Annotated in this window: 19 protein-coding genes and 1 riboswitch; of the genes, 8 read left to right on the top strand and 11 right to left on the bottom strand. The window is 40.4% G+C overall.

Annotated features, from left to right (window positions below; all coding sequences use genetic code 11):
- Nucleotides 1-249 precede the first annotated feature (249 nt).
- From PROVRUST_RS12945 to mntP, 6 genes are all read left to right on the top strand, one after another.
- Complete coding sequence (locus tag PROVRUST_RS12945) at nucleotides 250-1,614, top strand: L-serine ammonia-lyase (protein ID WP_039855230.1); 1,365 nt, start codon at nucleotides 250-252, stop codon at nucleotides 1,612-1,614.
- A 701-nt stretch (nucleotides 1,615-2,315) separates the two neighbouring features.
- Nucleotides 2,316-3,281: a PTS mannose transporter subunit IIAB gene (gene manX, locus PROVRUST_RS12950; protein WP_172459968.1), complete on the top strand. Its 966-nt coding sequence runs from the start codon at nucleotides 2,316-2,318 to the stop codon at nucleotides 3,279-3,281.
- 78 nt (nucleotides 3,282-3,359) lie between these two features.
- Nucleotides 3,360-4,157 carry a PTS mannose/fructose/sorbose transporter subunit IIC gene (locus PROVRUST_RS12955; RefSeq protein ID WP_006815301.1) on the top strand — a complete coding sequence of 266 codons (798 nt, stop codon included), beginning with the start codon at nucleotides 3,360-3,362 and terminating at the stop codon, nucleotides 4,155-4,157.
- 13 nt (nucleotides 4,158-4,170) lie between these two features.
- Nucleotides 4,171-5,022, top strand: coding sequence for a PTS mannose transporter subunit IID (locus PROVRUST_RS12960; protein WP_006815302.1), 852 nt, complete (start codon nucleotides 4,171-4,173; stop codon nucleotides 5,020-5,022).
- A gap of 89 nt (nucleotides 5,023-5,111) precedes the next feature.
- Nucleotides 5,112-5,570: a DUF986 family protein gene (locus PROVRUST_RS12965; protein WP_039855231.1), complete on the top strand. Its 459-nt coding sequence runs from the start codon at nucleotides 5,112-5,114 to the stop codon at nucleotides 5,568-5,570.
- Nucleotides 5,571-5,721: 151 nt separating this feature from the next.
- Nucleotides 5,722-5,910: riboswitch (yybP-ykoY riboswitch) on the top strand.
- 3 nt (nucleotides 5,911-5,913) lie between these two features.
- Nucleotides 5,914-6,495, top strand: coding sequence for a manganese efflux pump MntP (mntP, locus tag PROVRUST_RS12970; protein WP_126436906.1), 582 nt, complete (start codon nucleotides 5,914-5,916; stop codon nucleotides 6,493-6,495).
- A 43-nt stretch (nucleotides 6,496-6,538) separates the two neighbouring features.
- Here mntP and rlmA read toward each other — a convergent pair whose 3' ends face one another.
- From rlmA to alr, 4 genes are all read right to left on the bottom strand, one after another.
- The gene (gene rlmA, locus PROVRUST_RS12975) at nucleotides 6,539-7,360 is read right to left on the bottom strand and encodes a 23S rRNA (guanine(745)-N(1))-methyltransferase (protein ID WP_006815305.1); all 822 of its coding nucleotides are present in this window, start codon (nucleotides 7,358-7,360) and stop codon (nucleotides 6,539-6,541) included.
- Between the two features lie 111 nt (nucleotides 7,361-7,471).
- Nucleotides 7,472-7,684 carry a hypothetical protein gene (locus tag PROVRUST_RS12980; RefSeq protein WP_006815306.1) on the bottom strand — a complete coding sequence of 71 codons (213 nt, stop codon included), beginning with the start codon at nucleotides 7,682-7,684 and terminating at the stop codon, nucleotides 7,472-7,474.
- Nucleotides 7,685-8,120: 436 nt separating this feature from the next.
- Nucleotides 8,121-8,858: a phosphatase gene (locus PROVRUST_RS12985; protein WP_039855233.1), complete on the bottom strand. Its 738-nt coding sequence runs from the start codon at nucleotides 8,856-8,858 to the stop codon at nucleotides 8,121-8,123.
- A 208-nt stretch (nucleotides 8,859-9,066) separates the two neighbouring features.
- Nucleotides 9,067-10,290 carry an alanine racemase gene (alr, locus tag PROVRUST_RS12990; protein WP_006815309.1) on the bottom strand — a complete coding sequence of 408 codons (1,224 nt, stop codon included), beginning with the start codon at nucleotides 10,288-10,290 and terminating at the stop codon, nucleotides 9,067-9,069.
- 620 nt (nucleotides 10,291-10,910) lie between these two features.
- On the opposite strand from alr, the gene PROVRUST_RS13000 reads away from it, so the two are divergent.
- The gene (locus tag PROVRUST_RS13000; RefSeq protein ID WP_006815311.1) at nucleotides 10,911-11,243 is read left to right on the top strand and encodes a hypothetical protein; all 333 of its coding nucleotides are present in this window, start codon (nucleotides 10,911-10,913) and stop codon (nucleotides 11,241-11,243) included.
- Between the two features lie 166 nt (nucleotides 11,244-11,409).
- On the opposite strand, the gene guaA is transcribed toward PROVRUST_RS13000, so the two are convergent.
- Nucleotides 11,410-12,987, bottom strand: a complete 1,578-nt coding sequence (guaA, locus tag PROVRUST_RS13005; protein ID WP_006815312.1) for a glutamine-hydrolyzing GMP synthase — start codon at nucleotides 12,985-12,987, stop codon at nucleotides 11,410-11,412.
- Between the two features lie 83 nt (nucleotides 12,988-13,070).
- Nucleotides 13,071-14,537 carry an IMP dehydrogenase gene (gene guaB, locus PROVRUST_RS13010; protein ID WP_006815313.1) on the bottom strand — a complete coding sequence of 489 codons (1,467 nt, stop codon included), beginning with the start codon at nucleotides 14,535-14,537 and terminating at the stop codon, nucleotides 13,071-13,073.
- 170 nt (nucleotides 14,538-14,707) lie between these two features.
- On the opposite strand from guaB, the gene xseA reads away from it, so the two are divergent.
- Entirely contained in the window at nucleotides 14,708-16,075 is a 1,368-nt protein-coding gene (xseA, locus tag PROVRUST_RS13015; RefSeq protein ID WP_006815315.1) for an exodeoxyribonuclease VII large subunit, read from the top strand.
- A 59-nt stretch (nucleotides 16,076-16,134) separates the two neighbouring features.
- On the opposite strand, the gene PROVRUST_RS13020 is transcribed toward xseA, so the two are convergent.
- The 5 genes from PROVRUST_RS13020 to maeB form a co-directional block, all read right to left on the bottom strand.
- A complete protein-coding gene (locus tag PROVRUST_RS13020; RefSeq protein WP_006815316.1) occupies nucleotides 16,135-18,396 on the bottom strand; it encodes a TonB-dependent receptor domain-containing protein in 2,262 nt (753 codons plus the stop codon).
- Nucleotides 18,397-18,533: 137 nt separating this feature from the next.
- Complete coding sequence (locus PROVRUST_RS13025; protein ID WP_006815317.1) at nucleotides 18,534-20,666, bottom strand: S9 family peptidase; 2,133 nt, start codon at nucleotides 20,664-20,666, stop codon at nucleotides 18,534-18,536.
- 12 nt (nucleotides 20,667-20,678) lie between these two features.
- Nucleotides 20,679-21,485, bottom strand: a complete 807-nt coding sequence (locus PROVRUST_RS13030; protein WP_006815318.1) for an energy transducer TonB family protein — start codon at nucleotides 21,483-21,485, stop codon at nucleotides 20,679-20,681.
- A 137-nt stretch (nucleotides 21,486-21,622) separates the two neighbouring features.
- Nucleotides 21,623-22,516, bottom strand: coding sequence for a ChaN family lipoprotein (locus PROVRUST_RS13035; protein WP_050767636.1), 894 nt, complete (start codon nucleotides 22,514-22,516; stop codon nucleotides 21,623-21,625).
- A gap of 128 nt (nucleotides 22,517-22,644) precedes the next feature.
- On the bottom strand, nucleotides 22,645-24,924 hold the full coding sequence (gene maeB / locus PROVRUST_RS13040) for an NADP-dependent oxaloacetate-decarboxylating malate dehydrogenase (RefSeq protein WP_039855236.1): 2,280 nt from the start codon (nucleotides 24,922-24,924) through the stop codon (nucleotides 22,645-22,647).
- Between the last annotated feature and the right edge of the window lie 44 nt (nucleotides 24,925-24,968).

A 24,968-nucleotide genomic window follows, 5' to 3' on the forward strand; every position in this document is an offset into this window, starting at 1 on the left:
AATATTCAGTAGAATAAGCCAAGCAATTTTCCAATTATCGATTATCTTCAACAGAGAATAGTTCTTTTCTTAAATCACTTTGTGAGACTCTGAAATACAATTAGTGCTATTTCTGAGCAATACACCTTATGTAACTACCTTATTTTAAAAAATACTTTAAACTTACTGGTTAACACTACGAAATAACAGTAAAGTAGCGCCCTTTAAAATAAATCACTATATCTACATCTTTTCTTTAAGGAGTCCTGCGTGATAAGCGTTTTCGACATGTTTAAAGTGGGCATTGGCCCTTCAAGCTCTCATACAGTCGGACCAATGAAGGCTGGGAAAGAATTTGTCGATGATTTGGTCAATAAACAATTATTACCAACCGTCACTCGTGTTGCCGTTGACGTTTATGGCTCTTTATCCTTAACAGGTAAAGGTCACCATACCGATATCGCCATTATTATGGGGCTTGCGGGTAACCTGCCAGCCACTGTTGACATCGAATCTATTCCATCCTTTATCAAGAATGTGGAAGAAACCGAGAAGCTACCATTAGCAAATGGTACGCATATTGTTGACTTCCCTAAAGAGGGTGGCATGAATTTCCGTCAGGATAACCTACCGTTACATGAAAATGGTATGACTATCCATGCCTTCGCAGGTGACAAGGAAATTTATACCAAAACTTACTACTCTATCGGCGGTGGTTTTATCGTTGATGAAGAGCATTTTGGTCAAACTGCAACAGATAGCAAACCAGTTTCTTATCCATTTAACTCTGCTGAAGAGTTATTACTAAAATGCAAAGAATCCGGCTTATCAATCTCAAGCCTCATGATGAAAAATGAGCTAGATCTGCACACTCGTGACGAAGTCTATGCTTACTTTGCTGACGTATGGCACACCATGCAAGCTTGTATTGAACGCGGTTTAAATACTGAAGGCGTGTTACCCGGTCCACTACGTGTACCTCGCCGTGCCCCAGCACTTAATCGCTTAGTCACATCATCCAGCAAACTCTCCAACGACCCAATGAACGTGATTGACTTGATCAATATGTATGCATTAGCGGTCAATGAAGAGAATGCCGCAGGTGGACGAGTTGTAACAGCACCAACAAACGGAGCTTGTGGTATCGTTCCTGCCGTATTGGCGTACTACAACCATTGTGTTGAACCTGTAACCCCTGAACTTTACCTGCGCTATTTCTTAGCATCTGGTGCAATTGGCATTTTATATAAAATGAATGCCTCGATTTCAGGTGCTGAAGTAGGTTGCCAAGGTGAAGTTGGTGTAGCTTGTTCAATGGCTGCGGCAGGTTTGACTGAGTTATTTGGTGGAAGCCCTGAGCAAGTCTGTATTGCCGCTGAAATCGGCATGGAACATAACTTAGGTCTTACCTGTGACCCTGTAGCTGGACAAGTCCAAGTTCCTTGTATTGAACGTAATGCTATTGCTTCTGTGAAAGCCATCAATGCGGCACGTATGGCGCTTCGTCGAACCAGTGAACCTCGTGTATCTCTTGATAAAGTTATTGAGACCATGTATGAGACAGGCAAAGACATGAATGCTAAATACCGTGAAACTTCTCGCGGTGGCTTAGCAATTAAAGTCCAATGTGATTAATTAGTTCTGAATATCTAGCCGTTCCCTTAGAGCCCTTTCACTTACCAATATGCGGTGTGAAAGGGTTTTATTTTTTTATCATAATGTTCTCTTTTCCCTCATACTTATTAAATTATTTAAAATAAGTTATTTATTGGCATATACGCTCTATTTTCGATGATTTACATTTAACAGCTTTGCTCGTTTCAGCTTTCGATTTTTATCGTTTATGGTCGTTTTATCAACGCTATCTTTATTGATTTTTCATATCTTTTTATTCTCTTTCTCTCACTATTTATTGCTATAAATTCTATTCCCTCCATCAAAAATCGCTTATTTTTCATCCCACACACTAATTTGAATATAAAACGCCCACCTTTTCTGTTACCGATAACAGAGCTTATATCCATTATTTTATTATTTTTTAGATTATAATTTTAATAATATCGCAAAGAAAAAAATTAAAGATTTATTTATCGGTAATATTTGGATCTATTTTTATTTTTCTGACGCGAAACAAGTTTTTTAGATTAATCCTAATGTTATGATCACTCAGTCAATCCGCTAATAATTGTACTTATTAAATTATTAGCTAACCACTTAGTTTGAATTTATTCAGCTACTATTATGGTGCAGGGAAACTAATACAGAGGAATCCAAGTTTTAAGCTTCAATACAATCCGCAAATTACGTTTCGATTTATCTGTTAAGAGGGAAAAATAGTGAGTATAGCTATTATGATTGGAACCCACGGAGTCGCTGCTGAACAGCTTCTCCGAACCACCGAGATGTTAATAGGCGAGCAAGAAAATGTTTCGTTTATTGATTTTGTCCCTGGTGAAAATGCTGACACCCTATTTGATAAATACACCCAAAAATTGACTGAGCTTGATACCTCAGCAGGTGTGTTGTTCCTAGTTGATACTTGGGGTGGTAGCCCATTCAATGCCGCTACACGCATTGCGAACGAGCATGACAACTATGAAATCATTACTGGCGTCAATGTTCCTATGCTTGTAGAGACCTTCATGTGCCGCGATGATAACCCATCTATGGATGAGTTAATTACAGTAGCACTAGAAACTGGTCGTGGCGGTATCCGTCCATTCAAATTTAAAGAGTCCGTTACAGAAACCCCAGCACCAGTAGTCAAGAATGAACCCGCTCCTCAAGCAGTTATTGCCGGTCCGGGTGAGCACATGGTTATTGCACTAGCTCGTATCGACGACCGTCTAATTCATGGGCAAGTTGCGACTCGCTGGACCAAAGAAATGCGTGTTAAGCGTATTATCGTGGTAAGTGATGAAGTAGCAAAAGATCATGTTCGTTCTACTCTACTAAAACAAGTGGCGCCACCTGGTGTAACTGCCCATGTTATTGACGTAGACAAATGTGTTCGAGTTTATAACAACCCGAAATATGCAGGTGAGCGTGTCATGCTACTGTTCACCAATCCAACTGATGTTCAGCGAATTGTTGAGCAAGGTGTTGAGATTGACTCAATCAACATTGGCGGCATGGCATATACCGAAGGTAAAACGATGGTAACCAATGCGGTTTCTATCAACCAAAAAGATATTGATGCATTTAATTATCTGAACGACAAAAAGATTGAGCTAGAAGTTCGTAAAGTCGCTTCAGACAGTAAAGTCCGCATGATGGATTTGATTAATAAACTTAAAAAATAATTATTTTAGAAATTCGTTCATATTGAACCGTTACTCAAAAACAGTCTTAGACACTTGTTGGTTACAGGAGATTAAACAATGGAACTTACCGTTGTTCAAATAGTAATGGTATTCATCGTGGCTTGTATCGCCGGTATGGGATCGATCCTTGATGAATTCCAATTCCACCGCCCTCTCGTTGCCTGTACGCTTATTGGTATCGTTCTGGGTGATATGAAAACCGGTATTATCATCGGTGGTACACTTGAGATGATAGCCTTAGGCTGGATGAACATTGGTGCGGCAGTTGCCCCTGATGCAGCATTGGCATCTATCATTTCAACCATCTTGGTTATCGCCGGTGGACAAAGCATCGGTGCTGGTATTGCGATTGCAATTCCGCTAGCCGCTGCAGGTCAAGTTCTGACTATTATTGTTCGTACCATTACCGTTGCATTCCAACATGCAGCAGACCGGGCCGCGCTTAAGGGTAACTTATCCGCCATTAGCTTGATTCACATTTCGGCTCTGCTACTTCAAGCTATGCGTATCGCAATTCCTGCTCTCGTTGTCGCTGTTTCGGTGGGTACATCAGAAGTCCAACAAATGCTTGATTCTATACCTCAAGTCGTGACTGATGGTCTGAATATTGCGGGTGGTATGATTGTTGTTGTTGGTTACGCAATGGTGATCAATATGATGCGTGCTGGCTACCTGATGCCGTTCTTCTATTTAGGTTTTGTCACTGCCGCATTTACCGACTTTAACCTTGTTGCACTTGGTGTCATTGGTACTGTGATGGCTATCCTATACATCCAGCTCAGTCCTAAATACAACAAATCACAAACTGTTGTAGTACAAAGCAGCAATAACAATCTCGACAACGAGCTAGACTAGGAGGAGCGTAATCATGGTAGACACAACAAAACCAACAGCGAAAAAGCTAACTCAAAGCGATATTCGCGGCGTATTTTTACGCTCTAACTTGTTGCAAGGCTCTTGGAACTTCGAGCGTATGCAAGCATTGGGTTTCTGCTACTCAATGGTTCCTGTGATTCGTCGTCTTTATCCAGACAATAATGACGACCGTAAACAAGCCATTAAGCGCCACCTTGAGTTCTTCAACACCCATCCATATGTCGCAGCACCAATTTTGGGTGTTACCATGGCGATGGAAGAGGAGCGCGCTAATGGTGCAGCCATTGATGATGGTGCGATTAACGGTATTAAAGTCGGTTTGATGGGACCGTTGGCTGGTGTAGGTGACCCAATATTCTGGGGTACTGTACGCCCTGTATTTGCCGCTCTCGGTGCGGGTATAGCGATGACCGGCAGCCTGCTTGGTCCATTGCTGTTCTTCGTTCTCTTTAACTTAGTTCGTTTACTCACTCTGTACTATGGTGTTTCCTACGGCTATAAAAAAGGGATTGATATCGTTCAAGATATTGGCGGCGGATTCCTTCAAAAGCTGACAGAAGGTGCGTCAATTTTAGGTCTATTTGTCATGGGGGCTTTGGTTAACAAATGGACCCACGTCAATATTCCTCTTGAGGTCTCACGGATTAAGAACCAAACAACAGGGGTAGAAGATATTACCACTGTTCAAATGATCCTTGACCAACTGATGCCGGGCTTAGTTCCTCTTCTGCTGACCTTTGCCTGTATGTGGCTGCTACGTCGTAAAGTTAACGCTTTATGGATCATTATCGGCTTCTTCGGCTTAGGTATTCTGGGTGCGTGGTTAAACTTCTTAGCACCATAGAAATCATTAAATAGTTAACAAGGGAGGTTGCAGCCTCCCTTTTTTAATTTTAAGCTCTACTGCTCGTTCACTTAGTCATGGGTACTCAAATGACCTTAAATGATTCAATCCTTGTCATTATCATTTTGATCATGCTTGTATACGCAATCTATGATGAATTCATTCAGGGGTTACTGAAAGGCAAAACTCTGCTAAAGGTAAATTTAAAACGCAAACACCGAGCAGATGCCATTATATTCATTGTTCTAATTTGTATTGTGATTTATACAAATATTGTTCGACATGGTAATTTATTAACCACTTATTTATTAATGATTACTATTTTCATGGCGATATATTTGGCATTCATTAGAACACCAAAAGTATTTTTTAAACAAAATGGTTTCTATTTCGCCAATGCTTTTATTTTATATAATAGAATTAAAACAATGAATTTATCAGAAAACGGTATTTTAATTGTTGGATTAGAAAAAAGTAAAATTCACATTCAAGTCAAGCATCTTGATGATTTACAAAAGATTTATGATTTTTTTATTAATCATAAATAACCACATTATATATTGGCATAAACATTAAGGTTAATTAACTGATTAATTAACCTTAGTTTTATTAATATTGAAAATGACAATTATTCTCATATGGATATGGCATTATTAATAATTTAAATTTTGCCTTTATTAAAAATTGTGATATCTTTCATCCCACGTCATTGGGGAGTAGCCTGTTCTGGAAATATATTGATTCCAGAAAATCCGTATCAACATACTCGTTTGTTTTTAAACGTGGTGCGGATGCCATTAAGTTGGTTGGCAAGACCATAGACACATAAATACGCCTTTTGGTTGGGGGTAATTTATGTGTATATGGAAATACCCAACCGAGATTGTTTCTATGAGTCTTTACGCTACTATCATCTTAGCCCTCGCACTATCCATGGACGCATTTGCTGTCGCCATTTGCAAAGGTGCTGTTCTTCATAAACCGCGCTTTCGCGAAATCCTCCGCACTGGTTTTATCTTTGGCTTTATTGAAGCCATTACCCCAATTATTGGTTGGGGAATTGGTATTTTAGCTAGCCAATATGTTATTCGTTGGGATCATTGGATCGCTTTTGCCCTACTCTTTATTCTGGGTGGCCGTATGATTTGGCAAAGTGTCACAACCAAAGATGAAGAGTGCTGCTCCAAAGCATCAAGCCACAGCGCAGGGAATCTTGTTCTCGCAGCGATTGCCACCAGCCTTGATGCCATGGCAATCGGTTTAGGCCTAGCATTCCTGCAAGTTGATATAGTTCATACCGCAATGACTATCGGTGTAACTACCATGATTATGGCAACAATTGGTATGATGATTGGTCGCTATGTCGGACCATTATTAGGTAAAAAAGCGGAAATTCTTGGCGGTTTTGTGTTGATTGGAATTGGTTTTAATATCTTATTTGAGCATCTCGAATTATTTATGTACGCCCCATAATAGATTTTTTCCCCCTGAACTATTCAGGGGGAGCCATCACGTTTTATTCGCTATATTGATATACACGAATTAAAAAGTCAGCCGTATATTGCTTATTTTTAGATTGTTGAAGCTCAAGTTTCACCTCTTCTGAAGCCCGCCACGCAAACGGCGTCATTTCTAATAATGCAAAAGCTTCTGTACCCACTAAATCCATAGCGTATTTTAAACGTGTTTCATCCATCAATTTGAAGCCCGGTAATTCTTCATCTTTAGCTGGATGTAATTTCACTTCATCATAAATCAATGCTTTTAATTCTTGCAGATGTTCTGCTGCCGGCGTCACTGTAATTAAGATTCCTCCAGACGTTAATACGCGGCTAAGTTCTTCAGCCTTACAAGGCGCATAAATACGAATGATGGCGGAAATACTCGACTCGGAAAAAGGTAAACGATGGCTTGATGCCACGCAAAAATTCACCAATTTATAACGCTTTGCAGCAAAACGAATCGCCACTTTTGAAACATCCAATCCATACATTTTTATTGCTGAGAATTTAGTGATGAGCGTCTGTAAAAAATAATCGGTGTAATACCCTTCTCCACAGCCAATATCTAACACATTTTTCGAGTCTACTGGCAAATACTGCATCAATTTTTCTGCCACAGCATCGCGCATTGGTTGGTAATGCCCCGCATCCAAAAATTGGCGACGAGAGATCATCATCTCTGCACTATCCCCAGGATCTTTTGAGCGTTTATGTTGAACGGGTAACAAATTAACGTAGCCTTCTTTAGCGCAATCAAACTGATGATTAGCGTCACAACGATAACTGTTATTGGTTAAATTTAGGGGACTAAAACACAGGGGGCATTGATAATTCATATTGATACACTAATTTAAAAATAATGCACAGTATATCATACAACCGAATCAGCAGCGCCATGGAATTATACCCCATGGCACCGTGACGTAATCTAGAGGGGTTTAGCGAATTTACTTACTGGCTTTAGCTGCAACTGGTGCTATTAATTCACTCGTTTTTTTAACCTCACTTTTTTTAATCTCTTTTTTACCATGCTCTGCTTTCGCAACTTCGTGAGTTTTCGCGCCATGGTTGACATGTTCAGTTTTAACAGTGGTATTTGCTAATGCAGCACCAGAAACAGCTAATGACAATATAGTGGTAATTGCTAATAACTTTTTCATACTATGTACCTTAAGATTTATTAAGCAAGAATGTTCTTGCCACGCTAATAAATCACGACTGGAGGTCACCACACAAGAGGAGAATATTAAAGATTCTTAAGTTTTTTATAGGTTATTTTAGGAAGGGAATATTTGAATTTTGTTGATATTTTATTTAATTTTAAAAGTATATTCCCACTATCGAAAGTGAGAAATTCAAAAAAATTTACCTATAAATATCAATGAAATAAAAAATACACGTATTAATGTTAATTTTTTTATTTTAAATACTTACTTCATTCCAATTTATTTGAATTATAAATTTAATTTACTTGGCCTCTAAATTCACTCATCCGTTTAAGGTTCATTTAATTATAATATTGAAAATCATGTTTGACCATCTATTAAATAAAAAAGCCATTCATATTGAATGGCTAATTAACTACATTATGTATTTTTAAAAATCCATAAATTCTGGGATTGGCTTTCGCCCATGGGACTCTAAAAAGTCTAAAACACGACGAGGTGTCGTATTCAAAATTTGTGATTCTGGGAAATCGATAGATTCCAACATCTTAATCACCTCATCAAAACGCCCTAAATAACTGACATGGTGAGAATCTGAACCTAAAGAGACCCAACCGCCAGCTTCCTTAACAGCTTTTGCAATTTCAATACAATTCATCTTACTGCCTGCCCTTGAGTGCAAAAAGGAAGAATTATTCATTTCTAACGCGACATTACACTCTTTGGCAGCTTGAGCAACTGCTTTAATATCAATAGGATATTTTGGATTTCCTGGGTGAGTGATAATCTGAACTTTACCACTACGAATAGTCGCAATCATTGCCTCAGTGTTGTCTTCCAGACTTTGAGGCTCCAGCACTGGCTCATGAAATCCGGCTAGAATAATATCCAAATGACGCGCAATCTTTTCATTACAGTCAGTCTCACCTAACTTATTCTTAATGTTCGCCTCAATTCCATACAGCAAACCAACACCATTAACGATACGTGGCAGTATCGGCATATTACCAAAATGCCATTCATGGGGAGCATCTTGCATCTCTGGACCATGATCAGTAATGGCAAACAGCTTCATTCCCCGAGCAGTTGCTTCTGCAAAATATTCGTCAACGGTACTAAATGCGTGGGTGCTAGCGATGGTATGTGCATGTAAATCAACTTGATACATAAAAGACATCCCTCTAATTCTACTATTTATTGTCTGATATTATTCAGATTGAAAAGATAATCCCAAGCTAACATATTGACACAAAGGATTCGATAACAATTCGGTTAAACAGCACTTATCGGATATCGATATAAATGACAATTTATCTGACGCCATACACAACAAAAAACCCGCTACAAGAGCGGGCTAATATTCAACGTAAAATGGATTAGTCTACTAAAATCCGCTTATTAGTCGCACCCCATAAAATGGACATTTCGGTAAATAGCGCCCCACTGATATCTTCGACCTCTTCAGCAGTTATTTCACCAACACCTTGCTTTCCGAAAAAGACGACTTCATCTCCCGGCTGAACATTTTTAATATCAGTCACATCAATCACTACCGTGTTCATTGATGTTTTTCCTAAGACAGGCACTCGCTGCCCATTAATCAGCACATGCCCTGCATTACTAAATACACGACGATAGCCATCAGCATAACCTACCGGAATATTCGCTAATACAGAGTCTCGTTTTAATGTATAGGTTCTGTCATAACCTACTGTATTACCTTTTGGATAGTGATTAACTGCCGCTATATTTGATTTAAACGTCATTACTCGTTTGTAGTCTTTAGTTGCAACGGTATCTCCGTAAAATATCCCACCGACGCGAACCATATCCAGCCACGACTCAGGTACGGTTAAAGTTGCATAAGTATTCGCCACATGCAGTGTCACATCCTCACGCTTTAATCCCGTGATATCGAGTACTTGCTGAGATTGTTTTTTAAATTTCACCAAATCTTTTCGAATTTGAGCAGCATCTTCTTCAGGGTAGTGGGACATAATCCCAACTATTTTTAAGTTTGGAAGTTCTGAAATTAATTTAGCTTGTTGTAATCCTGTAGACGTTCCAACCTCTAACCCATTACGGGACATTCCCGCTGAATTCAAGGCTAAATGAATCGGTATAATTTTCCCCTGCTTCACAGCAATTGCATTCAAACGCTGCGCCATTTCAAGATTACCAATCAGCTCTTCTACATTAAACTCTGTTGCCTGAGCCATCTCTTTTTCTGTGGCGTTACGCACACGCATTAAACGACCATTGAAACCTAAATCACGAACTTGCTTCAATTCTGAATTACTTGTTAGCCCAATGCACTGAACGTTATTTTCGATCATTACAGGAGTCACTAGCGTCAGATCATGCCCATAAGCATCTCCTTTTAAAACGGCGCACATTCCCGTTTTATCGCCTAATAATGCTTGTACTTTCTTGATATTGTAATCCAATGCACTGTGCGAGATTTCTATCCACGAGTTATTAACTACCGCAGGTTGAATTTGTGCAGATGACGTTTCAATGATGTTGGTTTTAACTGGTTGTTGGCATGCTGTTGCGACCAGCAGAGGCAGAAAAGCAAGATATCTAAGACGAAATGACACGTTTTTATCCTTAGCCGTGGATCAGTGAGTTTCCCCTCACCTTTATTATTATGATTGCGGGGAGTGAACATATACTTTCTATGTATATAGGCTATTGATAATAACAATCTGAATTAATTGAACAAGCAATAATTGGCATTTTTTTGAATAAAAAACCGCATTTATTGAATTTATAACCAACCTTTATTCTAAGATTTCTTTTCTCATATATTATTTACCGCAATACAAGTACCTCTAAACTGTCCCAATAATGTTTTTTACGAGGCTGCTCTCATAATCGTTTTTTCTGCTTTAAATTACCTTGTTCGGGGTATGTTTTTATTTTTTGGAAATTATTATTCTGGGTGCGTTTGTGCTGGAGTGCTTGCGGTTTAATCCCTTTATTTTAGTAACAACGCCTTGTTAGCTATTTAACGATCACTGCTTTTAACAAAAAGTGAGGAAAACTATGAATTGGATAATTCAAAAGATAATGAATCCTCTTACAGGAGGAGTTGGTTCAGCCCTAGCACTCAATGGTGCTATATCGCTTATCGTTCCATCACTGATTTTAACGACCACTAATATTTATATTCTAGCGGCTATACTCAGCGTTATTTTTATCTATATCTCGATAAAATATGATTGAGTTTTTCCATCCACAAACAACACAAGCACTCAGCATATTTTACTTTACACTTATTCTTGCTTATTTAGTGATTCACCTTATTTGGGAGCATTTTGATAAGTTTGCTGAGGATTTTTCGTTAATTCGTTTACCTCAAAAGGTGGCTGTTATCTACACCGCTGCCACCTTCGCGAGTAATTTATTTTTAATCGTTATTATGTTTAACCTAGATAATCCACTAAAAAATGATAGTGTCATGATTTTACCGTTAAGCCTCGCTGGGTTAACAGGACTATGTTATTCATTAGGGGCCATTGTTCCTAGAAAAAAGTTTTCCCATATTTAACGCCCATTAATATAGACTTTAAGCTATTAATCCATGTTTATATCCATCATAGGGGACATAAAGTACCTAACATTATCAGTCACTCCTAAAAACAAAAAGGCACCAGTAATTTACTGATGCCTTTAGGCTTATCGACAACTAAAAACTGTTATCAACAATAACTAGTTTATTCCCACTCAATGGTCGCTGGTGGCTTGCCGCTGATGTCATAGACTACGCGGGAAATACCACTAACTTCATTGATAATACGGTTAGAAACACGACCTAAGAAGTCATATGGCAAATGCGCCCAATGAGCAGTCATAAAGTCGATAGTTTCAACGGCACGTAGGGAAACAACCCAGTCGTATTTACGACCATCGCCCATCACACCGACGGAACGAACTGGTAAGAATACGGTGAACGCTTGGCTCACTTTATTGTATAGGTCGGCTTTATGCAGTTCTTCGATAAAGATAGCATCAGCGCGACGTAACAAGTCACAGTACTCTTTCTTCACTTCACCCAGTACACGAACACCTAAACCTGGACCTGGGAATGGATGGCGATACAGCATGTCGTATGGCAGACCTAATTCCAGACCAATTTTACGGACTTCGTCTTTAAACAGCTCTTTTAATGGTTCAACTAGACCCAGCTTCATATCATCAGGTAAACCACCTACATTATGGTGAGATTTGATGACGTGTGCTTTACCCGTTGCTGAAGCGGCTGATTCGATAATATCTGGGTAGATAGTCCCTTGAGCTAACCACTTAATATTAGGCAGCTTAGATGACTCTTCATCGAAGACTTCGATAAATACATGGCCGATTTTCTTGCGTTTCTCTTCTGGATCACTAATACCCGCTAATGCGTTCATAAAGCGGTCTTGCGCTTTAGCATGGATAATATTCAGGTCAAATTTACCTGCAAACATTTCCATTACTTGCTCTGCTTCATTCAAACGCAGTAAGCCGTTGTCGACAAACACACAAGTCAAACGTTTACCGATAGCACGGTGTAACAACAGAGCCGTTACAGAGGAGTCAACACCACCAGACAGCGCTAATAGAACATGGTCATCACCAATTTGTTCTTTTAAACGTGCAACGGTATCTTCGATAATCGCCGCTGAAGTCCACAAAGCTTCACACTGACAAATATCCAGAACAAAACGTTTTAAGATATTTAAGCCTTGATGGGTATGAGTCACTTCTGGGTGGAACTGAACACCGTAGAAACGTTTTTCTTCATTTGCCATGATGGCATATGGGCAGCTTGGGGTGCTTGCAATGGTTTTGAAGCTAGATGGGATCGCAGTGACTTTATCACCGTGGCTCATCCATACATCTAATACTGGTTTACCTTCAGCATTAATCGCATCTTGAATATCGCGGAACAGTTCGCACTGCTCAGTAATTTCGACATTCGCGTAGCCAAACTCACGCTCACCAGAAACTTCAACCGCACCACCTAATTGCATAGACATGGTTTGCATGCCATAGCAAATACCTAATACAGGAACGCCAGCATTGAATACATAGTCAGGTGCGCGTGGGCTGTCTGATTCAGTGGTACTTTCTGGACCACCAGAAAGGATAATTCCGTTAGGATTAAACTCTTTGATTTGCTCTTCGGTAACGTCCCATGCCCACAGTTCACAGTAAACGCCAATTTCGCGGACGCGACGGGCGATCAGCTGAGTATATTGCGAGCCGAAATCAAGAATAAGAATGCGATGTTTATGAATATTTGTAGTCATTTGAGGAGAATTCCAGAAATTCAAGTCAAAAAATAAAATGCGGTGACCCTATCCGCAGATAGAGCCACCCTGAAATCAGTCTGTTACTGTCCTAAACGGTAGTTAGGAGACTCTTTCGTGATAGTCACATCATGAACGTGACTTTCTTGGATGCCCGCACCACTGATACGCACAAATTCTGCTTTTGTTCTTAACGTATCGATTGTTGCACAGCCAGTCAGACCCATGCATGAACGTAAGCCACCCATTTGTTGGTGAATGATTTCTTTTAAGCGACCTTTGTAAGCAACACGACCTTCGATACCTTCAGGAACCAGCTTGTCTGCGGCATTATCAGATTGGAAATAACGGTCTGAAGACCCTTTGGACATCGCTCCTAAAGAACCCATTCCGCGATATGCTTTATAGGTACGACCTTGGAACAGAATAGTTTCACCCGGTGATTCTTCCGTTCCTGCAAACATGGAGCCGACCATCACACACGCAGCACCTGCAGCAATAGCTTTAGAAATATCCCCAGAGAAACGAATACCACCATCAGCGATAACAGGAATACCAGTACCTTCTAATGCTTCGGCCGCTTCAGCAATCGCTGTAATTTGAGGAACACCGACGCCAGTTACGATACGAGTTGTACAGATTGAACCTGGACCAATGCCGACTTTCACTGCGCTAACGCCAGCATCCGCTAACGCTTTCGCACCTTCAGCAGTAGCTACGTTACCACCAATGATTTGTAAATCAGGATATTTTTGGCGAGTTTCACGAATACGTTGTAATACGCCTTCGGAATGACCATGTGAAGAGTCAATCAGCAGAACATCAACACCCGCGGCAACTAATGCGTCAACACGCTCTTCATTACCAGGACCTGCTCCCACAGCCGCACCCACACGCAGACGACCTTGCTCATCTTTACACGCATTAGGTTTACGCTCTGCTTTTTGGAAATCTTTTACCGTGATCATTCCTAACAGGTGGAAGTTGTCATCGATCACTAAGGCTTTTTCGACACGATGCTCATGCATTTTCTGTAAAACGACTTCACGTGCTTCACCTTCTTTCACAGTAACAAGACGCTCTTTCGGTGTCATAACCGCAGTGACCGGTTGGTCAGGGTCTGTGACGAAACGAACGTCACGTCCAGTGATGATCCCTACTAAAGAATTATCTTTAGTAACCACAGGATAACCAGCAAAACCATTTCGCTGAGCCATCTCTTGAACTTCACGAATGGTCGTATCTGGCGTGACTGTCACAGGGTCAGTGACAACACCACTTTCATGTTTTTTCACACGGCGAACTTCTTCAGCTTGGCGCTCAATAGACATGTTTTTATGGATAAAACCAATACCACCTTCTTGAGCCAGTGCGATGGCCAGATCAGATTCGGTGACAGTGTCCATTGCTGCAGAGAGCATAGGAATATTCAGGCGGATTTTTGCGGTCAGTTGAGTTGACAGATCTGCCGTATTTGGCAGTACAGTTGAATGTGCAGGAACGAGTAAAACATCGTCGAAAGTTAGTGCTTCTTTTTTAATGCGTAACATAGGCAATATCCCACCAGGCAGCGTTATGAAAGGTATAAAATATTGCCGCGGCATTATACACACCGTAATCGGTTGCTTCCAGCATTTTTTTCAAAAAAAACTTGATAAGTCCGTCGGCTACGTTAGTATCAGTCAATTAAGTCATTGTTTTAGAATTTGATCTAGCTCACATGTCGACTCAACAAAATAGCGCAATTTACTCTGTCAGTAAGCTCAACCAAACGGTAAGAGAATTACTCGATACCCAAATGGGACGAATTTGGTTAACCGCCGAAATATCGAATTTTTCGCAACCGAGTTCTGGGCACTGGTACTTAACCCTTAAAGACGATCGAGCACAAGTTCGCGCGGCAATGTTTCGTGGGCAAAATACACGGGTTGCTTTTCGTCCCCAAAATGGGCAACAGGTATTAGTCCGTGCCACAGTCACTCTGTATGAGCCTAGGGGCGATTATCAGTTAATCATTGAGAGTATGCAGCCTGCCGGTGAAGGATTGCTACAGCAGCGTTTTGAGCTACTTAAACAGGCATTGAATGCTCAAGGGTTATTCGACGTCATTCATAAGCAAGCTTTACCCTCTCCGGCAAAATGTGTGGGTGTAATAACGTCAGCAACCGGCGCAGCTCTGCATGATATTTTAAATATCTTACGTCGACGAGATCCTTCACTCCCGGTGATTATTTATCCTACTGCCGTTCAAGGTGAATTAGCCCCTGCACAAATCACTCGCGCCATTGAGCTTGCTAATTTACGTAACGAATGTGATGTACTCATTGTCGGGCGTGGTGGCGGTTCATTAGAAGATTTATGGGCATTTAATGAGGAAATCGTCGCTAGAGCAATTTTTAATAGTCGATTACCAATTATTAGCGCCGTTGGGCATGAAACCGATGTCACTATTGCAGATTATGTCGCGGATGTTCGCGCTCCAACCCCCTCCGCAGCAGCAGAGTTAGTTAGCCGTAATCAGACTGAGATGTTACGCCAGCTCAAATCCAGCCAGCAGCATCTTGAAATGGCGCTGGATTATTACTTAGCGGGGCAGCAACAGCGTTTTGCTCGTTTACAGCATCGGTTACAACAGCAACACCCTCAATTGCGCCTTGCACGGCAACAGAATCAATTAAATGGCTTACAACAAAAATTGAATCTCGCCATAAACCGTCAATTGCAATCTGCCACATGGCGTTTTGAGAAAAATAAACAACGCTTAGTCCAAAATGACTTGCGCCCAAAATTACAGCACCAACAACGTCAATTGCAGCAGACTCAGTATCATTTACAAAATATGTTAACCCGTCTAGTGACTGACTATCGCCAGCGTTTCGCCGTTGCCTGTTCTAAAATGGAAGCAGTTAGCCCCCTAGCTACCTTAGCTCGTGGTTTTAGTATCAGTGAAACCTCACAAGGCGCCGTGTTGAAAAAAACCAGCCAAGTAAAACTGGGGCAACAACTGAAAACACGCCTGAATGATGGCTGGGTTGAAAGCCAAGTAACTAGCATTCAGAAGATTAAAGTAAAAAAAGTCACGAAGTGATTATTTATCTCACTTATCTAGCTGGATTTTGGCTAGATAAGTGAGAATTTATTTATTGATTAAAAACGCACCTGCCCACCAAGCATATAACTGCGCCCTCTTCCTGTCTCATTATTTCGACCACGCTCCTCCATGATGGCACCTGAATTTGCACGATTTAAAACATCCGTATAATTTTCGTTTGTCAGGTTATTAATGGTCATCATTAACTTAAAGTTTTTATTAATTTCATAGTCTGCGTACAGATCGACAATAGTGGGTTGTTTCTCATATTTTTCCGTCATTGCATCCCCATTCATATCTCCATCAGGTATCGGGCTAATGCGCTTAGAAGGCCCCGTCCATGTAATTGCAGAACCTATTGTGAGCTTCTCATCAAATAAACGTACGCCAGTATCTAAAGTGACATAATATTCAGGAAGTTGAGTAAAATCGCCTGCACTAAACACCGAGGTACTATTGATAGAAACTGGTTGCTTTCCTGATTCCTGAGTATAGGAAACCATCGAATAAAATACCCCTGCATCATAGTTAGCTTGCAGCTCATAACCTCGTAAATTAACATCACGAGGATCGTTCACGTACATGTCTGCACGTTGAAAAATATCAGGATTTTCTTTATTCCAAACATCATCATTAATTAAACACCAATCAAATTCTTCCTGTGAAGTTGCACGACACAGCATAAATGATTTGCTGGTAATGTAATCCTTAATATGTGTATGGAACCATAGAGCTTTCAGATTAAATTGATCCCCTTCCACTATGAAATCAGGCTTAAAACTATTAAAACCAATTTGCCAAGTTTTCGATTTTTCCCCTTTTAGGAACGGATTCATACTCTGCCCTCCATTTTGTGAAAAAAAGACTTCTTGGGAATTAGGTGCACGCATCGAATGAGCATAACTCACGAAAGGCTGAAACTCCGGAATAATTTGAGCTGAAATCAATATCCCAGGATTAATACCACTTTCTCGTAGATCTAATGTACTTGCCTCTTGTGGGAAGCATTTTTCCGTTGCATCACAAGCTGGCTTATAACCTTTAACTCTGTAATTAAGGTAATTGAGGTCAAAAGTCGCCGTATAAATATCGTACTTCGCCTCAAATTGGGTATACAGACTCGCAATATCTTGTGTGCCACTAGGTGAAAAAGGGTTATAGATAATCGTATTTGGATCTTCAACTGGTTGTGTAATTTTTTGGTACTTGGTTTTCATGAGTTTCGAACCCAATTGCCATTTAAAATCTGCATCTCCATAAGAAAAATGGCTAGTATTGGAGAGATTAATACTGTCTGATTTATTTTCAGACTCTGCATTCTTTAGCGCTCCACCAATGGGATCACCTTGGAATTTTTGCGTGTTATATCCATGGCTCGCTAACAGCTCTACATCAATAAGTTCGTTTATTGGCGTATATTTGTATTTAAGATAATAATCTTCACTATTAATTTTTCGGCTAGTTAATTTATTCTGTAAAAAACGACCACTAAATTCTAATTCATGGCTGTCATTTGGCTTATATTTTAATTTTGCTAGTTGGGATTGAGGTTTCTGTTTAAATGTTGGATCGGTAGCAAACTCATCCGTATCAAAACCATCACCATTCTTATAGCTTCCAGGAATATTATGCCCACTAACAGCAATTAATCCGCCTAAATAACCATCATCTTCATTTAATAATGTTTTCCCTGCAACGGAAACCATCCCATTATAACCAAGACCATTATCTCCCCAGCTTCCTTTGCTCCGTAACCCCCAAAGATTATTTTTAAAAATAACATCATCAATGCCGATAGTTCTAAAATTTGAACTTCCTGCTAATGCGTTAATACTATTGCTACCATTTAATTGCCCCTTTTCAACTTCAACTTCAACAATAAAGTTAGGGTCAATTAATGATCCAAAATCATTACTTGGCTGCATTCCATGAGTATATTTACTGGGTGATATTCCGTAATAGCTCTGGGTAACGCCATCCACCATCATATTGACGCGCCCAAAACCACTAAGTCCACGAATATTGACGTTAATCGTGCCTTGGCTTGCATCCATTTGGGTATAGGTTCCCGGCATGGAACGAATAATTTTATCCATAGATTGGAGTTTATTTTCGGTTCCAACCGCACTAAACGCCCCCGGTTTTTCCAATGCCTTCACTAATGGAGTCTGTTTTTGTGCGCCAGACACTTTCAATTGACTAAAATTAACCACATCATCTTGCTGCTTATTTTGTGGCTGAGTATTTTCAGCCAAAGCGATACCGTGATAGCTAGTGGAAATAACACCCGCTACCATAATTATTATTTTATTGTTCATAAACCATTCCTGTAAACGTACTGATTAAACAGTCGCTCACACTGCCAACACAGAATAAATAAATTTCTGTGAAAAAGGCCAGCAACAATATGCGATAAATAATGTTACTGACCTTTAATTACCTTATGGGTAAATTATTATTTTAAATTTGGGAAATACTTTGGCTTATCTTCAAGCATAAGAATAAAACTGTACTCTCTTGCAATATCATCCAATGCATTAAAACGACCTGATTTTCCACCATGCCCTGCATTCATATTGGTTTCCAACAACAGTAATGAATTACCCTGTTTGACATCTCTTAATTTAGCTACCCATTTTGCGGGCTCCCAATATTGCACTTGGGAATCATGTAAACCGGTAGTCACTAATATATGAGGATATTGCTGAGCTTTAATATTGTCATACGGACTATAGGCCTTAATTCGCCAATAATCGGCTTCATTTTCAGGATTACCCCACTCATCATATTCCCCCGTGGTTAACGGAATTGATGGGTCTAACATTGTAGTCACCACATCTACAAATGGCACAGCAGAGACAACACCTTCATATAGCTCTGGGGCCATATTAACCACGGCACCCATTAATAAACCACCGGCACTTCCGCCCATCGCATAGACATGGCCTTGCTCACCATAACCTTGAGATAACAATGCCTTGGTTGCATCAATAAAATCAGTGAACGTGTTCATCTTATGAACTGTTTTGCCCTGTATATACCAGTTTTTGCCTAAATCGCCACCACCACGAATATGCGCGATAGCGTAAACAAATCCACGATCCAGTAAAGATAAACGAGAAGAGCTAAATGAGGGATCGATACCATAACCGTAAGCGCCATATCCATAGATTAATAATGGATTTTTACCTGCTTTAAACAAATCTTTACGATAAACCAGTGAAACTGGAACTTTTACTCCATCTTGAGCTTCCACCCAAATGCGTTCACTTTGATAATTGGCTTTATCAAAATTTTTCACTTCTTCTTGCTTTAAGAGAGTACGTTCTTGAGTCAGCATATTAATTTCATACACTGAAGACGGTGTTGTCATGGATGAATAACCATAACGTAATGTGTCAGTATCTGGCTCTGGATTGTTGCTAATCCATGCCATATACGTTGGGTCATCAAAAGTGACTGAGCTTTCTTTGTGGGTTAGCCAGCTAATTTGACGAATATTGACCAACCCATTTTGGCGTTCTTCGACAACTAACCAGTTATTAAATAATGAAAAATCTTCTAAATCCACTTCATCACGCGGGGCAATAAAGCTCACCCATGGTGCCGTTTCGCTATCAGCGATGTATAACCCGAATAATGGATGCTGGTGATTAGAACGAATATAAAACTTGCCATTAAAATGGTCTGGATAATATTCCACACCCACTTGACGTGTTTGTAAAATTTTAGCCTCAAGATTAGGTTTATTGGCATCAATTAAACGATATTCCGACGTTTCCGTACTGGTGATCCCAATCAGAATATAATCTTTTGACGTCGATTTAGCTAAGCTGACGTAAAAAGTATCATCTTTCTCTTCATACACGACAGTATCGTCAGATTGCTTAGTCCCATATTGGTGCTTAACAACTTGATAAGGCAGTAATGTCTGTATGTCTTTATTCACATAAAACAGCGTACGATTATCATTCGCCCAAACAATATTGCCGGAAGTATTCACCAGCACATTTTCTTGCCATTTTGGGTCATCAATCTTACGGAAAGAAACGCCATAATCATTGCGTCCTTGTCGGTCCTCTGCAATGGCTAACGTCGTATTGTCTGGCGAAATAGCCAACGCCCCCATACGATAATATTCCACACCTTCTGCACGCTGGTTACCATCAACCAATACCGTCCATTCTTCTTGGCTGTCAATTGGACGCCGTTCATAAATTGGATAATTTTTACCCGACACCACTCTTGAACGGTAGGTATAACCATTAAAATTATAAGGAACCGATTCATCATCCTGCTTTACTCGAGAAAATAGCTCGTCATAAATTTCTTTTTTTAGTGGTTCACCTAATGCGAGTTGTTGCTCGGTATAGGCATTTTCTTGATTTAGATATTCAATAATCTCAGGGGACTCACGTTTATCATCCCTTAGCCAGTAATAATTATCGACACGAACATCCCCATGGGTTGTGATCGTGTAAGGCTGTTTTTTTGCTATTGGAGCTGGCATTCTATCCTCCGCAGCGCTCATGGCTGCATATAAACCAAAAAATGTAATTACACAAAATTTTGCGATTTTGTTACGCATAGTTTATCCAATCTATTTTTCATTAAGAGTAAAATCAATAGGCATTCTGACCGTCACCCGACCATTTTTTAATATTTCTGACGGTGGAAGTGGTAATGGCGCCGCTCTTGATAAAACTTGCTGTGCTTCCCTATCTAAAGAACGTGTTCCTGAAGATGTCATTAACTCGCTATCGAGTAATATTCCTTGAGGATCAACCGTAAAAATAACCACGGGTTTACCCACTCGACTTCGACGTCCCGCATCTTCTGGGTAGCGCTTATATTTATTCAATTTTCCCAGCACCTGTGCTTCCCACTGTTTCCTTGCATCATCTTCAGATTGAGATTGGCTATTAAATTCCGCAGCAATTTGATGACTCTGTAAAGGCGCTGCTGCATCACTCGTTACAGGTGCATCATGAGCTTTCGAATCTGTCGTTTGTACCTTTTCTTCTGTCGGTTGCTGTTCACGCTTTTGTTTTTTAACCTCAGGTTTTGGTTTTTTATTGACCGCCTGCGTCACCAAAACTTCTGCTTGGTCATTCTTCGGTAATGCTGGGAGATCCACCTCTTCCGCTTGGGCTTGATGGGATTCACTCGCAACGGAAAGCTCCTGAACTTGCCCGATATTCACTTCGGTTAATTTTTCAGCCTGTGCTTCGATAGATAGCTCCATTACCACCGATGGCGCAGGTAATGATTCGTCCCAGCGCGCATTGTGAGTGTTCCAAATAAATAAGCCCACAATGGCAATGTGCAAAGCTATTGCCAATATGAGCCATATTCCCACTCTGGTGGCTCGATTCACATATCCACTTTCAAACGTTATTGTGCTCATGTTTATCTTACGTATATTCACGAAAATGCAAATGATAATTAATAACGAATGCGAATGGAAATTATTTATTAATAATTATGCTAATTACTTCACAAAATTAACCTTTTTAAAATCATTGAATTAATGAGGAACCTCAATTATTTAGGTGTGTACCACACATAATCAGCATGTAAATGGTCAATTTCCTCTCCCTCTTCAGAAATAATCAATACCTTCAAAGGCTCATTAGGCGCTAAATCTTGCACATGCAGAGGGACACCAATAGCCCTTGTGGCATGATATCCACCAGCAAATAAGAGCGCAGGTTCAGGTGCATTTAATAAACTTTGCGCCATGGCTCTATCACGTAATTGCTGGATCACTTTCATTTTATTAGCTTGGTCATCATCGACTTCTCCCCCATGGGAGCGTTTAATGGTGGCAAGGATCAGTTCTTGGACAATTGGCTGAGTTGAATGATTACCACTGAGTGTTGGTGGATTATTGTACGCTGTCTTAATTTCATCTGGGTTGAGGTTTGCCGCTAAGACAGGATAAGGCTGGGTGAGCAAATATTTAACTAACTCTCCGTATTGCTCCCATGGCCAACCACTATTCCAATGTAATACTTCTTGTAATTTTTCATCTCGAATATATGGGTTACCCTGCATCTGCTTTTGTACATTGCTCACTTTTGCTTGTTGATTTGGAGTGAACATCTCTAACAATACCGCACCTTGAGGGCGAACCTTGGGTAACTCTTGAGCAAGCCATTGTTCTATGTGGTGATGGTGAATATTGTCGTGTTTCTCACCAACCACGACCCGAGATGATTCGGCAAGTTGCTGTATCAGTTGCTGAGGTGTTATTGGCTGCCCTGATGCTAAATCAATAATTTTACCCGTCTGAGTCAGTTCCGGAGCCAATTGAAATGCAGATTTTGGTTTAGCCGCTGTACATCCTAGCTGTGTGAAACTGAAAAGAAGTAACATTCCCAAGCCAAGAAATGAAGACTTTTTACTGAATAAATTCAAAGAACTTGCTGATATCATTATCTTTTCCATATTTTTAATTTTGAAGTCATTAAAAATACAGATAATGAGAATCATTTTCAAATAAAAAAGACTCCCATTACGAATAATGGAAGCCTTTATATTATGATTTGATTATTAATCAATCATTAAAGTGGATTTGTTTGCGCCTCAATTGCCGCTAACGCAACCATGTTAACTATACGACGAACAGAAGCGATTGGAGTCAGAATATGAACAGGTTTTGAAACACCCATAAGTACTGGACCAACCGTCACACCATCAGAGCTGGTGACTCGCAATAAGTTATAGCTAATACGTGCAGCTTCCATATTTGGCATGATCAACAAGTTTGCCGAACCTTTCAGTGGGCTATCAGGCATCACATCTTTACGGATTGATTCAATCAATGCCGCATCCGCATGCATTTCACCATCAATTTCTAGATTAGGCTCACGAGCCTTCACTAACGCTAAAGTATCACGCATTTTTTGTGCTGAGCTGCAATCGGAAGAGCCAAAGCTAGAACGAGATAGTAATGCGACTTTTGGTTCGATACCAAAACGACGAACAGTATCAGCAGCCATAATCGTGATTTCAGCTAACTCTTCTGGCGTTGGATCTTCATTCACATACGTATCGGCAATAAATGTATTTCCGGTTGGTAATAACAGCGCATTCATTGCCCCTGCCGCATGTACACCCTCGCGGAAACCGAACAAGTCTTTGACGATATTATAGTGCTCACTATAGCTGCCGACAGAGCCACAGATCATACCATCCGCTTCACCGCGCAGTACCATGATCCCACCGATAATGGTTGGATTACCAATGACGGCACGACGAGCCATTTCTTGAGATACGCCACGGCGCTTCATCACTTGGTAATACTCTTGCCAATACTCTTTGAAACGTGGGTCATTTTCGTTATTGACGACTTCAAAGTCTTTTCCTAACTCAATGTGTAAGCCCAGTTTCTGAATACGCATTTCGATAACGCTTGGACGACCAATCAAAATTGGGAATGCTAAACCGAGAGAAACTAATTCTTGAGTCGCATGCAGTACGCGCTCTTCTTCCCCTTCGGCTAATACAATGCGTTTCACTTCTTTTTTTGCTTGGGAGAAGATTGGCTTCATGAATAAGTTTGTTTTATGAACAAACTGGTTCAGTTTTTCTACATAAGCATCTAAATCTGCGATTGGGCGTGTTGCCACACCTGAATCCATTGCCGCTTTCGCAACAGCAGGGGCAATTTTAACAATTAGGCGAGGGTCAAACGGCTTAGGAATAATATATTCAGGACCAAAGAATAGGTCTTGGTTACCGTAAGCGGAAGCAACTTCTTCACTTTGCTCTGCAAGTGCTAAATCAGCGATCGCGTAGACACACGCTAGCTTCATCTCCTCGTTAATCGTTGTTGCGCCGACATCTAACGCACCGCGGAAAATGAATGGGAAGCACAGCACGTTATTCACTTGGTTTGGATAATCTGAACGACCGGTACAAATTATCGCGTCTGGACGCACTTCTTTTGCTAACGGCGGTAATATTTCTGGTTCTGGGTTCGCTAAAGCTAAAATTAATGGATCTTTCGCCATGGTTTTCACCATTTCTGGCGTTAAAAGGCGAGGTCCCGAGCAACCAAGGAAAATATCAGCATCAGGGATCGCATCCGCTAATGTACGTTGGCCATTATCGTCAATCGCATAAGCCGCTTTTGTCGCATCCATTTTTTCATCGCGACCTTTGTAAATAACCCCTTTGGAGTCACATACCGTGATATTTTCGCGTTTCAGACCTAATGCAACTAATAAATTCATGCAAGCAATTGAAGCTGCGCCTGCGCCTGATACCACTAAGCGCACATCGCCAATATCTTTTTTAACAATACGTAATCCGTTAATGACTGCGGCGGTACAAATAATTGCAGTGCCATGTTGGTCATCATGGAAAACGGGAATATTCATCCGCTCACGCAATTTTTGCTCAATATAAAAACACTCGGGTGCTTTTATATCTTCTAAGTTAATCCCGCCAAACGTTGGCTCAAGTGAAGCAATAATATCAATTAATTTGTCAGGGTCAGTTTCATCAACTTCGATATCGAAAACATCAATGCCAGAGAACTTTTTAAACAATACCCCTTTTCCTTCCATGACCGGCTTACCAGCCAAGGCACCGATATTCCCTAAACCAAGAACAGCCGTTCCATTGGAGATAACCCCTACAAGGTTACCTTTCGCTGTATAACGGTATGCTTTCAGTGGATCTTCCGCTATTTCAAGGCAAGGCACAGCAACACCCGGTGAATAAGCGAGTGCGAGATCGCGCTGAGTGGTTAAAGGTTTAGTGGGGACTACAGTAATTTTCCCAGGATGTGGAAACTCATGAAAATCGAGAGCACTTTGTTTTAACTTATCATCCATCATCAAGTCCTTTCAAAATTGGTAAGGTAACAGCCATCACAGTA

The sequence above is a fragment of the Providencia rustigianii DSM 4541 genome (assembly GCF_000156395.1).
Taxonomy (GTDB): domain Bacteria; phylum Pseudomonadota; class Gammaproteobacteria; order Enterobacterales; family Enterobacteriaceae; genus Providencia; species Providencia rustigianii.

Coding starts and splice junctions, on each gene's coding strand:
- maeB (WP_039855236.1), bottom strand. CDS start 24,924: ATGGATGATAAGTTAAAACAAAGTGCTCTCGATTTTCATGAGTTTCCA.
- PROVRUST_RS13035 (WP_050767636.1), bottom strand. CDS start 22,516: ATGATATCAGCAAGTTCTTTGAATTTATTCAGTAAAAAGTCTTCATTT.
- PROVRUST_RS12985 (WP_039855233.1), bottom strand. CDS start 8,858: ATGTATCAAGTTGATTTACATGCACATACCATCGCTAGCACCCACGCA.
- PROVRUST_RS12955 (WP_006815301.1), top strand. CDS start 3,360: ATGGAACTTACCGTTGTTCAAATAGTAATGGTATTCATCGTGGCTTGT.
- PROVRUST_RS13025 (WP_006815317.1), bottom strand. CDS start 20,666: ATGCGTAACAAAATCGCAAAATTTTGTGTAATTACATTTTTTGGTTTA.
- mntP (WP_126436906.1), top strand. CDS start 5,914: ATGAGTCTTTACGCTACTATCATCTTAGCCCTCGCACTATCCATGGAC.
- xseA (WP_006815315.1), top strand. CDS start 14,708: ATGTCGACTCAACAAAATAGCGCAATTTACTCTGTCAGTAAGCTCAAC.
- PROVRUST_RS12960 (WP_006815302.1), top strand. CDS start 4,171: ATGGTAGACACAACAAAACCAACAGCGAAAAAGCTAACTCAAAGCGAT.
- rlmA (WP_006815305.1), bottom strand. CDS start 7,360: ATGAATTATCAATGCCCCCTGTGTTTTAGTCCCCTAAATTTAACCAAT.
- PROVRUST_RS13000 (WP_006815311.1), top strand. CDS start 10,911: ATGATTGAGTTTTTCCATCCACAAACAACACAAGCACTCAGCATATTT.
- PROVRUST_RS12980 (WP_006815306.1), bottom strand. CDS start 7,684: ATGAAAAAGTTATTAGCAATTACCACTATATTGTCATTAGCTGTTTCT.
- PROVRUST_RS13020 (WP_006815316.1), bottom strand. CDS start 18,396: ATGAACAATAAAATAATAATTATGGTAGCGGGTGTTATTTCCACTAGC.
- PROVRUST_RS12965 (WP_039855231.1), top strand. CDS start 5,112: ATGACCTTAAATGATTCAATCCTTGTCATTATCATTTTGATCATGCTT.
- guaA (WP_006815312.1), bottom strand. CDS start 12,987: ATGACTACAAATATTCATAAACATCGCATTCTTATTCTTGATTTCGGC.
- guaB (WP_006815313.1), bottom strand. CDS start 14,537: ATGTTACGCATTAAAAAAGAAGCACTAACTTTCGACGATGTTTTACTC.
- PROVRUST_RS13030 (WP_006815318.1), bottom strand. CDS start 21,485: ATGAGCACAATAACGTTTGAAAGTGGATATGTGAATCGAGCCACCAGA.